Origin of the sequence: Prauserella flavalba (genome assembly GCF_003202235.1) — a bacterium.
Lineage (GTDB): Bacteria > Actinomycetota > Actinomycetes > Mycobacteriales > Pseudonocardiaceae > Prauserella_A > Prauserella_A flavalba.
In genome coordinates this window covers 295,394-309,017 of record NZ_MASU01000005.1, presented here as the reverse complement: position 1 = coordinate 309,017, position 13,624 = coordinate 295,394, and the positions used below count along the sequence as shown (strand labels likewise).

At 72.5% G+C, this 13,624-nt stretch carries 12 protein-coding genes; 5 read left to right on the top strand and 7 right to left on the bottom strand.

What is annotated here, in order from left to right:
• The first annotated feature begins 31 nt into the window (after positions 1 to 31).
• Positions 32 to 550: an ATP-binding protein gene (locus BA062_RS08775; protein WP_110335566.1), complete on the top strand. Its 519-nt coding sequence runs from the start codon at positions 32 to 34 to the stop codon at positions 548 to 550.
• Positions 547 to 1,287 carry a 5,6-dimethylbenzimidazole synthase gene (gene bluB / locus BA062_RS08770; protein WP_210406807.1) on the top strand — a complete coding sequence of 247 codons (741 nt, stop codon included), beginning with the start codon at positions 547 to 549 and terminating at the stop codon, positions 1,285 to 1,287. The genes BA062_RS08775 and bluB overlap by 4 nt, the downstream gene beginning before the upstream one ends.
• Here the strand turns inward: bluB and BA062_RS08765 are convergent.
• Positions 1,185 to 2,561: a pyridoxal phosphate-dependent decarboxylase family protein gene (locus BA062_RS08765; protein WP_110335565.1), complete on the bottom strand. Its 1,377-nt coding sequence runs from the start codon at positions 2,559 to 2,561 to the stop codon at positions 1,185 to 1,187. The two genes, bluB and BA062_RS08765, sit on opposite strands and share 103 nt — an antisense overlap.
• The gene (locus BA062_RS08760; protein WP_245959737.1) at positions 2,467 to 3,405 is read right to left on the bottom strand and encodes an EamA family transporter; all 939 of its coding nucleotides are present in this window, start codon (positions 3,403 to 3,405) and stop codon (positions 2,467 to 2,469) included. The genes BA062_RS08765 and BA062_RS08760 overlap by 95 nt, the downstream gene beginning before the upstream one ends.
• Positions 3,406 to 3,475: 70 nt before the next feature.
• Here BA062_RS08760 and BA062_RS08755 point away from each other — a divergent pair, with 70 nt between their 5' ends.
• Positions 3,476 to 4,342, top strand: coding sequence for a LysR family transcriptional regulator (locus BA062_RS08755; protein ID WP_110335563.1), 867 nt, complete (start codon positions 3,476 to 3,478; stop codon positions 4,340 to 4,342).
• Here BA062_RS08755 and BA062_RS08750 read toward each other — a convergent pair.
• The 3 genes from BA062_RS08750 to BA062_RS08740 form a co-directional block, all read right to left on the bottom strand.
• Positions 4,328 to 5,191: an alpha/beta fold hydrolase gene (locus BA062_RS08750; protein WP_110335562.1), complete on the bottom strand. Its 864-nt coding sequence runs from the start codon at positions 5,189 to 5,191 to the stop codon at positions 4,328 to 4,330. The genes BA062_RS08755 and BA062_RS08750 overlap by 15 nt on opposite strands.
• A gap of 77 nt (positions 5,192 to 5,268) precedes the next feature.
• Positions 5,269 to 8,145: an FAD-binding and (Fe-S)-binding domain-containing protein gene (locus tag BA062_RS08745; RefSeq protein WP_110335561.1), complete on the bottom strand. Its 2,877-nt coding sequence runs from the start codon at positions 8,143 to 8,145 to the stop codon at positions 5,269 to 5,271.
• A complete protein-coding gene (locus tag BA062_RS08740; RefSeq protein WP_110335560.1) occupies positions 8,142 to 9,317 on the bottom strand; it encodes a pyridoxal-phosphate-dependent aminotransferase family protein in 1,176 nt (391 codons plus the stop codon). Before BA062_RS08740 ends, BA062_RS08745 begins: the two co-directional genes overlap by 4 nt.
• Positions 9,318 to 9,461: 144 nt before the next feature.
• Between BA062_RS08740 and BA062_RS08735 the strand changes: the two genes are divergently transcribed.
• On the top strand, positions 9,462 to 10,814 hold the full coding sequence (locus tag BA062_RS08735) for an SLC13 family permease (protein WP_110335559.1): 1,353 nt from the start codon (positions 9,462 to 9,464) through the stop codon (positions 10,812 to 10,814).
• 63 nt (positions 10,815 to 10,877) lie between these two features.
• Entirely contained in the window at positions 10,878 to 11,642 is a 765-nt protein-coding gene (locus tag BA062_RS08730; RefSeq protein ID WP_210406806.1) for an IclR family transcriptional regulator, read from the top strand.
• A 15-nt stretch (positions 11,643 to 11,657) separates the two neighbouring features.
• On the opposite strand, the gene BA062_RS08725 is transcribed toward BA062_RS08730, so the two are convergent.
• Both BA062_RS08725 and BA062_RS08720 read right to left on the bottom strand, forming a co-directional pair.
• Entirely contained in the window at positions 11,658 to 12,431 is a 774-nt protein-coding gene (locus BA062_RS08725; protein ID WP_110335557.1) for an enoyl-CoA hydratase/isomerase family protein, read from the bottom strand.
• Positions 12,428 to 13,621 carry a CaiB/BaiF CoA transferase family protein gene (locus BA062_RS08720; protein ID WP_110335556.1) on the bottom strand — a complete coding sequence of 398 codons (1,194 nt, stop codon included), beginning with the start codon at positions 13,619 to 13,621 and terminating at the stop codon, positions 12,428 to 12,430. Before BA062_RS08720 ends, BA062_RS08725 begins: the two co-directional genes overlap by 4 nt.
• Positions 13,622 to 13,624 lie beyond the last annotated feature (3 nt).

The window sequence follows — 13,624 nt, the reverse complement described above, 5'->3', positions numbered from 1 at the left end:
CGTGTGGCACGCGACCGTGGAAGGATCCTGAGTGAACTCCCAGACCACGCAGGTGGACGATCTCCGGCTCGTCGCACTGCCCAGCGCCCTCAACTGCAGCGACCTCTTCGTCCGCTTCTCACTCACCGAGTGGTCGCTGCCCGCCATGCGTGAGGACGTCACGAAGGCGGCACGCAGACTCGTGCAGGCCGTGATCGACACCACCGACCCGCGCGCGCCGGGTTTCGTGACCCTGCGGCTGCGGCTGGCCGGCGACTGCCTGGTGATCGAGGTGGAGGACGACCAGCTCGCGCGCATGCACGACCGCGCGCCCGCGGTGGACGGCAGGCAGACGGGCGCGGTGCCCATCGACGGCAGGGGAAAGCTCGTGTGGTGCGAGATCCCGCTGCCGGGCGGGATGTCGGCCTCGGGCGTGCGGCTGCCGCGACGCGACGAGCGGCGCTCGCCGCTCGCGGGCGCCGACCTGCCGCCGGAGCCGCCGCAGCCGGGCGGCCCCGATCCGGCGCTGGTCGACCGCGTGCTGGTCGGCCTCAAGCGCAACGACTGGTGAGCGCACAACCGCCCGGCGAGGCGTTCGGCGACTTCTACGACGTCCTGCACCGGCGCCGCGACGTGCGCGCCGAGTTCACCGGCGAGCCGGTGGACGACGCGGTGCTGCACCGGGTCCTGTCGGCGGCGCACGCGGCGCCGAGCGTCGGCATGAGCCAGCCGTGGGACTTCGTGCTCGTGCGCGATTCCGTGACGCGCCGGCGGTTCCGCGACCACGTGCTGACCGAGCGCGCGGTGTTCGCGGACGAGCTGACCGGTGAGCGCGCCGAGACGTTCTCGCGCATCAAGGTCGAGGGCATCCTCGAGTCGACGCTGTCGGTGGTGGTCACCTACGACCCGGAGCGCGGCTCCCCCGCCGTGCTGGGCAGGCACGCGATCGCCGACGCGGGCCTGTACTCGGTGTGCCTGGCGATTCAGAACCTGTGGCTCGCGGCGACCGCCGAGGGCCTCGGCGTCGGCTGGGTGAGCTTCTACCGCGAGCCGTTCCTGCGGGAGCTGCTCGGCATCCCGGAGCCGGTGCGGCCCGTGGCGTGGCTGTGCCTCGGCCCGGTGACCGGGCTGGCCGAGGTCCCCGACCTCGAACGGCACGGCTGGCGCGACCGCCTCCCGCTGGAGGCGGTGGTGCACGCCGAGCGCTACCCGCGGGACGCGGACGCGGCCACCCGCAGGATCGCCTCGGCCGAGCGGTCGACGTCGGACTCGGTGGTCGACCAGTTCGACACCGACACGCGCAGGTAGCGCCTGCCGCGCCAGGTGGTGCCGCCGAGCCAGCACGTGCCCTCGCGCTGCACGCCGTCCACCACGCGGTCGGTGCGCGCGTCGTCGCCGAAGCGCACGAGCACCTGGTTCAGCACCACGTCGTTGCCGATCTCCGCCCCACCGTCGGCGAGCGCGGCCGCGAACCGCCGCGCCAGCAGGCAGCACCGGTCGACGAGCTCGGCGACGCCGTCGCGGCCCAGTTCCCGCAGTGCGGCCCACACCGCGAACCCGCGGGCCCTGCGCGACGACTCCAGCGTGTGGTCGGCGGGGCCCATCGTGCCGCCCTCGGCGACGAGATAGGGCGCGGTGTAGGACACGGCGGCGGTGTGCACGTCCGGCCTGGCGCAGAACGCGAACCCGGAGTCGTAGGGGACGTTGAGCCATTTGTGCCCGTCGGTCGCCCACGAGTCCGCCAGCTCGATACCGTCGACGAGCGCGGCGGTACGCGGGCTCGCGGCCGCCCACAAACCGAATGCACCGTCCACATGGGACCATCCACTGTGGTCACGCACGAGCGAGCACGCCGTGCGCAGGTCGTCGCACGCCCCCGTGTTGACGTTGCCGGCCTGCAGGCACACGATCGCGGGCCCGCCGCGCGCCAGCACCTCCGCGAGCGCCACGGTGTCGATGGCGCCGTTCAGCCCGGCGGGCACCTCCTCGACGACGGCGGTGCCGAAGCCGAGCAGCCGCAGCGAGCGGTCGATCGTCGCGTGCCGCTCGGCGCTCGCCACGACGCGAACCGGTGGCGCGCCCGCGAGCCCGTCGCGCTCGACGTCCCAGCCGGCCTCGGCGCACAGGTGGTGGCGGGCCGCGGCGAGGCCGACCGTGTTCGCCGACTGCCCGCCGATCACGAAGCCCACCGACGCCGAGGAGGGCAGGCCCAGCAGGTCCTTGAGCCACTCCCCCGCGCACTGCTCGGCCGCCGCGGCGGCGGGCGAGGCGACCGTCAGGCCCGCGCACTGGTCCCAGCCCACGGCGAGGATGTCGGCCGCCGTCGCCGAGGGCAGCGAGCCGCCAGTGACGAAGCCGAAGAACCTCGGCCCCGCCGTGGCCACGAGCCCGCCCTCGGCGGCGCGGCGCAGCTCCTCCAGCACCTGTCCCGGCGGGCACGGCTCCGACGGCAGCGCGCCACCGAACGCGGCAAGGATCGCCGCGGGGTCAACCGGTCCCGCGACCGGCCGTCCTGGCAGCGTCTCCCGGTAGCGGATCGCCGTCGCCGCCGCCTCCCCGAGCAACTCCCACGTGTGCTCCATGTCGCTGGACTCTACGCATGCGCACGGCTCCGGCGCTCGCAGCGACGACGAGCGCGATACCGAGGAGCTGGGCAGGCGCGAGGCCCTGGCCGAGCACGAGGAAGCCGGCGAGCGCGGCGATCGCGGGCTCCAGGCTCATCAGCACGGCGAACGTCGCGGCCGCGAGGCGGCGCAGGGCCAGCAGCTCCAGCGTGTACGGCAGCATCGACGACAGCAGCGCCACCGCGGCGCCGAGCCCGAGCGTCACCGGGTCGAGCAGCGCCGGGCCCGCGCTCACCACGCCGGACGGCAGGCTCACCACCGCCCCGACGCCGAGGGCCAGCGCGAGCCCGTCCGCCCGGGGGAACCGCGCGCCCACCCGCGCGCTGAGCACGATGTAGCACGCCCACAGCACCCCGGCGCCGAGCGCGAACGCGACTCCCGCCCCGTCGAGGTCGGTGAGGCCGCCCCGGCCGAGCAGCACCACACCCGCGAGCGCGAGCACCGCCCACAGCACGCTGAGCGCCCGCCGGGACGCGGCGACCGAGAGCACCAGCGGGCCGAGCACCTCGAGCGTCACCGTCGCGCCGAGCGGGATGCGCTCGATCGCCTGGTAGAACAAGGTGTTCATGCCGCCGAGAGTCAGCCCGAACGCCGCGACGAGCGCCCAGTCGCGGCGGGCGTGGCCGCGCAGGCGGGGACGGCAGACGGCCAGCAGCACCAGGGCGGCGAAACAGAGCCGCAGGGTCACGACCCCGAGCGCGCCCGCGCGGGGGAACAACAGGGCGGCGAGCGCGGCGCCGAACTGCAGCGACAGGGCGCCGCCGAGCACGAGCGCCACGGAGGTGGTGGAGGAGCGGGTCACGCCCACCGAAGCTAGGCAGCGCGGCAACGGCTGTGAAATGCCGATCCAGCTCGCGTTATGCTCGGCACGCATGACTATCGAGCTGCGCCACTTCCGGTGCTTCCTCGCCATCGCCGAGGAGCGCAACCTCACGCGCGCGGCCGCCAGTCTCCATCTGACCCAGCCCGCGGTGTCGCGCACGCTCCGCCAGCTGGAACAGCAGCTGGGGGTACGGCTCGTCGACCGCTCCACCCATCACCTGACGCTCACCGCTCAGGGGGAGACGTTCCGCGAGCGCGCGGCCACCGTGGTGGCCGCCGCCGACGCCGCGCTCGACCCGGCCTCGCTCACCCGCCCGCCGCTGCGGCTCGGCCACGCCTGGTCGGCGCTGGGCGCGGCGACGGCGACCCTGCTGCGCCGCTGGGAACGCGAGCAACCGGGCACGCCGCTGGAGCTGCTGCGTGTCGACGACCGCACCGCGGGCCTGCTCAGCGGGCGGGTCGACGCCGCGCTGCTGCGCGGGCCGGTGGCCGGGGAAGGGATCGTCACCCACTTCCTCGGCACCGAGCCGAGGGTCGCCGCGGTGCCCACCGGCAGCGCGCTCGCCGCGCGGATGTCGCTGACGCTCGCCGACCTCGCGGGCGAGCCGATCGCGGTCAACTCGGTGTCCGGCGTGACGTCGCTGGAGCTGTGGCCGCGGCAGATCCGCCCCGCCCGCGCGGTGACCGTGGCCAACACAGACGACTGGCTGGCCGCGGTCGCGGCGGGCCGGGCCGTCGGCGTGACCTCGGCGGCCACCGCGGGGGTGCACAGCTACCCGGGCGTGGCGTTCGTGCCCGTCACCGACGCCGTGCCGATCCCGCTGGTGCTGGCGTGGCGGCGCGGTGACGCGCACCCCGCGACGCCCGCGCTGGCGCGGCTGGCGCGCGAGATCGTCCGCGATTCAGGATCCGCCTGAGCCGGTGTGCCGGACGAGCGCGGCGACGAACGCGTCCCACGCCGGTGGCGGGACGACGGCGTGTCCCACGCCCGGCAGCACCACCAGTTCGGCCCCGGGCACCGCGGCCCGCAGCGCCTCGCCGTGTGCCGGCGGGAACAGCGGGTCCCGGTCGCCGTGCACCACGAGGGTCGGCACGGTGAGGTCGCCAAAGCCCCGGCCGGACGGCGGCTCGAAGCCGATCGCGACGTGGTTGGCCAGCGTCGAGGCGTAGTCGCGGGCGCGGGCCACGTCGTGGCGCACCAGCGCCCGCGTGGCGTCCTCGTCGAAGAACGGCGAGCCGCCCGACTCCGCCCGCGCGGAGGCGACCACGTAGTCGACCACCGCGGCGGTGTCGGCGGGATCGGGTGCGGCCGGACGCTGCTCGGCGAGCCGGGGCAAGGGCGGTGGGAGGCCGTCCTCACCCGTGGACGTGCTGAGGAACGTCAGCGACGCGACGCGATCGGGATGGTCCAGCCCGGCGAGCAGCCCCAGCCCGCCGAACATGGACTGGCACACCAGGTGGGCGCGCCGCACGCCGAGGGCGTCGAGCAGTCCGAGCGCGTCGGCGGCGAGATCGGTGTAGGAGTAGCCCGGCCGCCCCGGCGGGTAGGTGGTGGACCTGCCGGTGTCCCGGTGGTCGTAGCGGATCACGAAACGGCCCGCCGCCGCGATTCGCGCGCACAGTCCGGCGTCCCACCACAGCATCGACGCGGCGCCCCCGGCGACGAGCAGGATCGCCGGATCCGCCGGGTCACCGAAGGTCTCGGCGCACAGCTCGACGCCGTTGACGGGCAGCAGCCGCTCACCCCGGGGCACGTCGCCGGTCATGACGGCTCACGGTAGACAGGCCGGGCCGCGGCGAGAAGGCCCCGCCGGCCCCGGGGACCGGGACCGGCGGCATGGCCCTACCCGCGCACCGCGGCCATCACCAGCTCCAGCGGATGCCGGGCCTGCCGGGTGGTGCCGTGGGCGATCTGCTGGCGGCACGACACCCCCGTAGCGGCGATCACCGTCTCCGCCGGTTCCGCCCGCACCGCGGGGAACAACCGGTCGGAGCCCACGCTCATCGACACGTCGTAGTGCTCCGCCTCGAACCCGAACGACCCGGCCATGCCGCAGCAGCCCGCGTCCAGCTCCACCACGTCGGCTCCCGGGATCCGCCTGAGCAGCCCCACCGTCGCCGCGGTGCCGACCTCCGCCTTCTGGTGGCAGTGGCCGTGGAAGAGCACGCGCCTGCCCGAGGGCCACGCACCGGGATCGAGCTCCAGCCTGCCGTCGTCGATCGCCTCGGCGAGCACCTCCTCGATCTGCCGCACCCGCCCGGCGACCTCGCGGGCGGCCGCGTCGTCCGGCAGCATCGACAGCGTCTCGTCCCGCAGCGTCAGCACGCACGACGGCTCACAGCCCACGATCGGCGCATCGGTCTCGGCGAGCTGCCCGACGAGCGCGGCCGCCTTGCGCCTGGCGTCGTCGACGAGCCCCTTGGACAGGCTCGACCGGCCACAGCATCCGCGCGTGACCATCCGCACCGCGTAGCCGGCCCGTTCGAGCAGCTCCACCGCCGCCCTGCCGATCGCGGGCTCGGTGTAGGTGGTGAACGAGTCGGCGAGGAACACGATCTCGCCCCGGGGGGCGGGTTTCCCGGCACTGCCCCGTGTGCGGAACCACGCGCCGAGGTGCCTGCGCTCGAAACGCGGCAGCGGACGGTTCGCGGTGATCCCGAGGTAGCGCTCCATGAGCCTGCGCACCGGCCGCAGCCTGCCAGGCAGGTTCGACAGCGGCGCCGTGGCCGCGCCGAGCCGGTTGAGCGTCCTGATCGACCCGAACACCCGTGAGCGCACCGGCACGCCGTGCACGTCGTGGTGGTGCGCGAGCGACTCGCTCTTGAGCTTGGCCATGTCGACACCGAGCGGGCACTCGCTCTTGCACGCCTTGCACATCAGGCACAGGTCGAGCACCTCGTGCAGCCGCTCGTCGCCCAGCGCCGCCTTCGGGTCCGGTTCGGACAGTGCCTTCACGAGCGCGTTCGCCCGGCCGCGCGTGGAGTCCTCCTCCTTGAGTGTGGCCATGTAGGACGGGCACATCGCGCCACTCTCCTGCTTGCGGCACAGCCCGATGTTCATGCACCGGTCGGCCGCCGCGCGCATCCCGCCGACCACCTCGAAGGACAGCTTGGTGCGCAGTGGTCCCGGTTCGGGCAGCGCGGGGTCACGCAGGTTGTCGGTCATCGGCGGCGCGTCGACGATCTTGCCGGGGTTGAGCGTGCCCCTCGGGTCGAACAGCCGCTTCACCTGGCGCATCGCCTCGTACAGCTCGTCGCCGAAGATCTCGCGGTTGAACTCGCTGCGCGCGAGGCCGTCGCCGTGCTCGCTCGAGTTCACGCCGCCGTAGGCGGTGACGAGGTCCTTGACCTCCTCCGCGACGGCGCGCATCTTCTCCACCCCGCCCGGCTCGGTGAGATCGACGAACGGGCGGATGTGCAGGCAGCCGACGGAGCAGTGCCCGTAGAAGCCGGCCTCCATCTCGTGCCGGTCGAGGATCTCCTTGAACTTCGTCGTGTACTCCGGCAGGTGCTTCGGGTCCACGGCGGTGTCCTCGACGAACGCCAGCGGCCTTCGCGCCCCGACACTGGCGGCCATGAGCAGGCCCAGGCTGGACTTGCGGACCTTGAGCAGCGACGCCTGCTGCTGCGGGGTCACGGCCTCCAGCGTGTGGTAGCCGTGCCCGTGCTTGCGCCACGCCGCGGTCAGCTGCCGCAGCCTGCTCACGAGCTCGTCGAGGTCGTCGCCGGTGAAGCTCACGAAGAGCAGCGCGTCGGGATCACCCTCGAGGATCGAGCCGAGCGAGGCGTACTCGATCTTCTGCCGGGACAGGTCGAGGATCGTGCGGTCCATCAGCTCGACGGCCGCGGGGTCGCAGGCGAGCGCGTCCTCGGTGGCCGCGATCGCCCCGGGTGTCGAGGCGAAGTGGCCCACGGCGATCACCGTGTGCTTCGGCTTGGGCACCAGGTCGACGAGCGCGCTGGTTCCCACCACGAGCGTGCCCTCGGCGCCGACCACGAACTTCGCGAGGTCGAACGGCGTCGGGTCGGCCAGCCGGTCGAGCCGGTAACCGGTCGCCCTGCGCCAGAACTCCGGGAAGCCCTTGGCGATCGCGTCGCGGTTCTCCTCCACGATCTTCGGCAGCTCGCGGTAGAGCGCGCCCTCCAGGGTCGGTGCCGCGGCCCGGCGCGCCAGCTCCGCCTCGTCCACGGGCGCGAAGTGCGCGGTGGTCGCGTCGGAGAGCACGACGTCGAGCTCGCGGACGTGGTCGATGGTCATGCCGTAGCGCACCGAGCCGCTGCCCGCGGAGTTGTTGCCGATCATGCCGCCGAGCGTCGCGCGGTTGCTGGTGGAGGTGTCGGGGCCGAACATCAGCCCGTGCGGCGCCGCCGCCCGGTTGAGCTGGTCCTGTACCACGCCCAGCTCCACGCGCGCGGTCCGCGTCTCCGGGTCCAGCTCCAGGATCCGGTTCAGGTGCCGGGACAGGTCGAGCACGATCCCCGGCCCGACGGTCTGACCCGCGAGGCTCGTGCCCGCGCCACGCGGCACCACCGGGACGTCGTGGTCGCGCGCGGCCGCGACCACGGCGGCGACGTCGCCCGCGCCGCGGGGGAAGACCACGCCCAGCGGGCGGATCGAGTACATGCTCGCGTCGCGGGAGAAGAGGTGCCGCGTGTAGTCGTCGAAGGCCACCTCTCCCTCGACGTCGGCGGCAAGGCGCCGTTCCAGCTCGCTCGTCATGCGCCCGCCTTCCCGGTCAGCACGCTCAGTGCCGCCGCGACGCCGCCCTGGTCGATCGGCACCCCGGCGAGCTCGAGTCCCATCTGGACACCGGAGAGTGTCCCGGCCAGCGCGACGTCGTTGAAGTGCCCGAGGTGCCCGATGCGGAAGACGGTTCCCCTGAGCTTGCCGAGGCCCGCGCCGAGCGACATGTTGAAGGAGCCGAGGATCAGCTCCCGGATCTTGTCGGCGTCGTGGCCCTCCGGCACCACCACGGCCGTCAGCGCGGCGGAGTGCTCACGTTCGTCGAGGCACAGCACCTCCAGCCCCCACGCGCGCACGGCGGCGCGCGTCGCCTCGGCGTGCCGCAGGTGGCGCGCGTAGACGTTCGCCAGGCCCTCCTCGTCGAGCAGGCGCAGTGCCTCGCGCAGGCCGTAGAGCAGGTTCGTGGCCGGGGTGCTGTGGAAGAAGCCGCGCCGGTTGGCCTCCAGGATCGGCTCCCAGTCCCAATAGGACCGCCGCAGCCCGGCGGTCTCACCGGCCCTCAGCGCCTTCTGGCTGACGGCGTTGAAGCCGAGGCCGGGCGGGAGCATCAGTCCCTTCTGCGAGCAGGAGATCGTGACGTCGACTCCCCACTCGTCGTGCCGGTAGTCGATGGAGCCCAGCGAGGAGATGGTGTCCACGAGCAGGAGCGCGGGATGCCCCGCGTCGTCGAGCGCGCGCCGGATCTCGGCGATCCGGCTGGTCACGCCGGTCGACGTCTCGTTGTGCACCACGCAGACGGCCTTGATCCGGTGCTCGCGGTCGGCGGCGAGCCGCTCGGCGGCGGCCCCGGGATCGGCCCCGTGCCGCCAGTCGCCGGGGACGAACTCCACCTCCAGGCCCAGGTTCTGCGCCATCTCCCGCCACAGCGTGGCGAAGTGGCCGGTCTCGAAGGCGAGTACGCGGTCGCCGGGGCTGAGCGTGTTCACGAGCGCGGCCTCCCACGCCCCGGTGCCCGACGACGGGTAGATGACGACCGGTTGTGTGGTCCCGAAAACGGGCTTCACCGCCTCCAGGAGGTCGAGGGTGAGGCTCGCGAACTCGGGGCCGCGGTGGTCGATCGTGGGCGCGGACATCGCCCGCAGCACCTGCTCGGGAACGTTGGTGGGGCCGGGAATTTGCAGGAAGTGCCGGCCGATCGGCTGTGCCATCGGATTCTCCATCGGTCTATTCAGGACTCTTGACGGTCAAAAGTGTCGCGCGCCATACTTCCTCGGTGCGAGACCACGCTTTCGCATTGCGGAATCACTGAATTCCGTCGCGGCCGCGAGCCAACGCCTGCCTCGAGGAGCCACATGTCCATACAGATTTATTCGATCATCGGCCTGGTTCTCATTTTTCTCCTCGCGACTCTGCGATCGGTGAACATGGGAGCGGTGGCCTTTCTCGGCGCCTTCCTGATCGGTACCTTCATTTACGACGAGTCCGCCGACGATCTGTTCTCCGGCTTTCCCGGTGACCTTTTCGTCGTACTGGTCGGCGTGACACTGTTGTTCGCCATCGCCAAGGCAAACGGCACCGTCGACTGGCTCATCCACGCCGGAGTCCGTGCCGTGAAAGGCAGAATCGCGCTCATCCCGTGGGTGATGTTCCTGGTCACGAGCCTGCTGACGATGGTGGGCGCCGTGGTGCCGGGGGCGGTCGCCATCATGGCGCCGATCGGGCTGAACTTCGCCACGCGCTACCGGATCAACCCGATGCTCATGGGCCTGCTCATCATCAACGGCGCCAGCGCGGGTGGATTCTCCCCCATCAGCATTTTCGGCAGCATCACCAACGGGGTCGTGGAACGCAGCGGCCTTCCCGGGAACCCGGTGCTGCTGTGGATCAGCTCGTTCCTGTTCAACGCACTGCTGAGCGTCGTGGTGTTCTTCCTCTTCGGTGGCAAGCAGTTGCTGCGCCGGCGCGTCACCACCGACGAGACGGGCGGCGAGCCCGCCGGCGGCGGCTCCGGTGACACCGGCGAGCCCGTGGGCAGTGGCGGTGGCGGTGGCGGCGGTGCCACGACGGCCACGCGCACGAGCACCCAGCCCGTCACCCAGGTGACGACCCTCAACACGCAGCGCACCGTGACGCTGATCGGCCTGGTGGTGCTCGCCGTCGGCGCGCTGGCCCTGGAGTTCGACGTGGGCCTGCTGGCGCTCGGCATCGCGACGACCATCTGCCTGCTCTCGCCGAAGGACACCAAGACGTGCTTCGGCGAGGTCGCGTGGCCCACCGTGCTGCTGATCTGCGGCGTGGTGACCTACGTGGGCCTGATGGAGCGCGTGGGCACGATCGAGTTCCTCGGCGACAGCGTCGCCGGCATCGGGGTACCGCTGCTGGCCGCGTTCGTGATCTGTCTCATCGGCGGTGCGGTGTCGGCGTTCGCGTCCACGACCGGCATCCTCGGCGCGCTCATCCCGCTGGCGGTGCCGTTCCTGCAGACCGGCCAGGTCGGAGCGGTCGGCATGATCATCGCGCTGGCGCTGTCCTCGTCGATCGTCGACTCGTCGCCGTTCTCCACCAGCGGCGCTCTCGTCGTGGCGAGCACACCCGAGGAGCACCGGGACACGATGTTCCGGCGCCTGATGATCTGGGGCATGAGCATGATCGCCGTCGCGCCGGTGGTCACCTGCCTGATCTTCGTGGTGCCCGGCTGGTTGTGAGCCGAGCGGAGCCCGCCGGTGTCGGCGGGCTCCCCTCGTGCCCGCGGCGGTTAGACTTCGGTGATGAGCGAGGGAATGCGCACCGTCCTCTCCGCCTTCCGCGTGCTGGAAGAGGTCGCGTACGCGCAGCCGGTCGGGGTCGGCGAGCTGGCCCGCAGGCTGCGCCTGCCCAAGAGCACCGTCCAGCGCGCCCTCCGGACACTGTGGACGGCGGGCTGGATCTGCCCCGACGGCGCCGAGGTGACGCGCTGGGTACTCACCACCCGGGCACTGCACATCGGCCAGCGCGCGATCGCCGACCTCAGCGTCCGCGACGCCGCGACGGCGATCATGCACGAGCTGCGCAAGGAGACCGGCGAGACCTCGCACCTGATGGTGCGCGAGGGCGACCGCGCCGTGCTCATCGAGCGCGTCGAGACCGAGCACCCCATCCGCGCGGTGATCCCGCTCGGCAGCGCCGTGCCGCTGCACGGCTCCTCCAACGGCAAGGCCATGCTCGCGTCCCTGCCGCGTGAACAGGTGCGCGAGATCCTCGGCGGGAAGCTGGAACGCTATACGGGCAGGACGATCGTCGACTGGGACGAGTTCTTCGCCGAGCTGGACCGCGTGGCCAAGCGCGGCTACGCCTCGAACGTCGGCGAGTGGCGGACCGACATCACCGCCGTCGCCTCGCCGATCTTCGACCACGACGGCACGCCGGTCGCGAGCATCTCCGTCTCGGCGCCGGGCAGCAGGATGACCGACGAGCTCAGGCAGACCTACGGCGAGCTCGTGCTCGAGGCCGCGCAGCGGATCAGCGCGACACTCGGCTACCGGCTGCCGGTGTGAGCCCCGCACGGCCCGTCACCGGCCACGCCACTGCGGGGTGCGCTTCTCGGTGAACGCGGCCACGCCCTCCTGGAAGTCCTCGCTGCCATAGCACATCGCGATCAGGTCGTCGCCGGGCGGCAGCGCGTGCTCACGCAGCCGCCGCACCGCGATCTTCGCGGCCCGCATGGTCAGCGGCGCTTGCGTGGCGAGCTGCTCGCACAGCGCGTTGACGCGATCGTCCAGTTCGGACTCGCCGACCAGCTCCGAGACGAGACCCGCCCGTTCGGCGTCCTCCGCCCCGACGAAACCCGCGGTGTAGATGAGGTGGATGGCGCGCGTGGCACCGACGAGGTGCACCAGCCGCGCGTAGCTCGCCATCGAGAGGCAGTTGCCGACCGTGCGCGCGATGGGCAGGCCGAACTTCGCCTTCGGCGTCGCGACGCGCAGGTCGCACGCCGCCGCGATGGACAGGCCGCCGCCGGTGGCGTAGCCGTCGATGGCGGCGATCGTCGGCACCCGCACCTGCTCGAGGCGCGACAGCACACCCTCGATGCGCTTCTCGTAGGCGAGCCCGTCACCGGCGCCGCGGAACTCGCGGAACTGCGCGATGTCGGTGCCCGCCACGAACGCCTTGCCGCCCGCGCCGCGCAGCACGGCCACACGCACGTCCTCGTCGGCGTCGACACGCTCGCAGAACTCCACGAGCGCGTCGTACATCTCCCACGTCATCGCGTTGCGCGCCTCGGGGCGGTTGAACGTCGCCACCGCCACGGAGCCGCGGAACTCGGTCAGTACCTGGTCGGTCATCCCACGGCTCCCTCGGCTCGCAGCGTGGCGATCTCCTCGTCGGTCCAGCCGGCCGCGCGCAGCAGCTCGTCGGTGTGCTCGCCCAGAGCGGGCGCGACGCGGCGGATGGTGCCCGGGGTCTCACTGAGCTTCACCGGGATCCCGAGCGAACGGACCTTCCCCTCCGTCGGGTGGTCCAGCTCCACGACCATCTCGCGGGCCAGCGTGTGCGGGTCCGAGCACGACTGCGCGTAGTCCCGGATCGGCCCGGCGGGCACGCCGGCCTCCAGCAGCGCGCCGACCCAGTCATCGGTGTCCCGCTCCTTGAGGGTCGCGCTCAGCTCGGCGGCGAGCTCCTCGCGGTGGCGCACCCGGTCGGTGTTGCCGGCGAAACGCTCGTCGGCCAGCAGGTCCTCCCTGCCGAGCACGGAGCACAGCCGCTGCCACAGCCGGTCGTTGTTGGCGCCGATGGTGAGATGGCCGTCGCGGGTGGGCAGGGCCTGGTACGGCGCGTTGACCCGGTGCGCGGAGCCGAGCCGCTGCGGTGCCTTGCCGGTGGCCCACAGCTCGGAGGTCTCCCAGATCGACAGGGCCAGCGCGGCGTCGTAGAGGGACGTGTCGATGGCCTGGCCCTGGCCGGTGACCTCGCGGGAGAGGCACGCGCTGAGGATGCCGACTGCGCAGAACAGGCCCGCGGACATGTCGGCGACGGGCACGCCGCTCTTCACCGGGTCGCCGTCCGCGTCGCCGGTGACGCTCATGACGCCCGACATCGCCTGCGCGATCAGGTCGTAGCCGGGGCGCTGCGCGTAGGGGCCGGTCTGGCCGAACCCGGAGATCGAGGCGTAGACGATCCGCTCGTTGACCGCTCTCAGTGCCGGGTAGTCCACCCCGAGCTTCGCCGCGACGCCGGGCCGGAAGCTCTCCACCACGACGTCGGCGTCACGGATCAGGCGGTAGAACGCCTCGCGGCCCCGGTCGCTCTTGAGGTCCAGCGCGATGCTGCGCTTGTTCCGGTTCACGGCGAGGAACGCCGCGCTCTCGCCGTGCGGCAGCCGGTGGCCGGTCGCCTGGCGGGTGGCGTCGCCCTTGCCCACGGGCTCGACCTTGATCACGTCGGCGCCGAGGTCGCCGAGGAGCTGACAACAGTAGGGGCCGGCCATGACCTGGGTCAGGTCGATGACCTTCAGGTGTCCCAGCGCGAACGCCATAGT

Excerpts from the sequence above, each read along its gene's own strand:
- BA062_RS08765 (WP_110335565.1), bottom strand. The coding sequence starts at position 2,561 with ATGGAGCACACGTGGGAGTTGCTCGGGGAGGCGGCGGCGACGGCGATC.
- BA062_RS08755 (WP_110335563.1), top strand. The coding sequence starts at position 3,476 with ATGACTATCGAGCTGCGCCACTTCCGGTGCTTCCTCGCCATCGCCGAG.
- BA062_RS08750 (WP_110335562.1), bottom strand. The coding sequence starts at position 5,191 with ATGACCGGCGACGTGCCCCGGGGTGAGCGGCTGCTGCCCGTCAACGGC.
- BA062_RS08745 (WP_110335561.1), bottom strand. The coding sequence starts at position 8,145 with ATGACGAGCGAGCTGGAACGGCGCCTTGCCGCCGACGTCGAGGGAGAG.
- BA062_RS08740 (WP_110335560.1), bottom strand. The coding sequence starts at position 9,317 with ATGGCACAGCCGATCGGCCGGCACTTCCTGCAAATTCCCGGCCCCACC.
- BA062_RS08735 (WP_110335559.1), top strand. The coding sequence starts at position 9,462 with ATGTCCATACAGATTTATTCGATCATCGGCCTGGTTCTCATTTTTCTC.
- BA062_RS08730 (WP_210406806.1), top strand. The coding sequence starts at position 10,878 with ATGAGCGAGGGAATGCGCACCGTCCTCTCCGCCTTCCGCGTGCTGGAA.
- BA062_RS08725 (WP_110335557.1), bottom strand. The coding sequence starts at position 12,431 with ATGACCGACCAGGTACTGACCGAGTTCCGCGGCTCCGTGGCGGTGGCG.
- BA062_RS08720 (WP_110335556.1), bottom strand. The coding sequence starts at position 13,621 with ATGGCGTTCGCGCTGGGACACCTGAAGGTCATCGACCTGACCCAGGTC.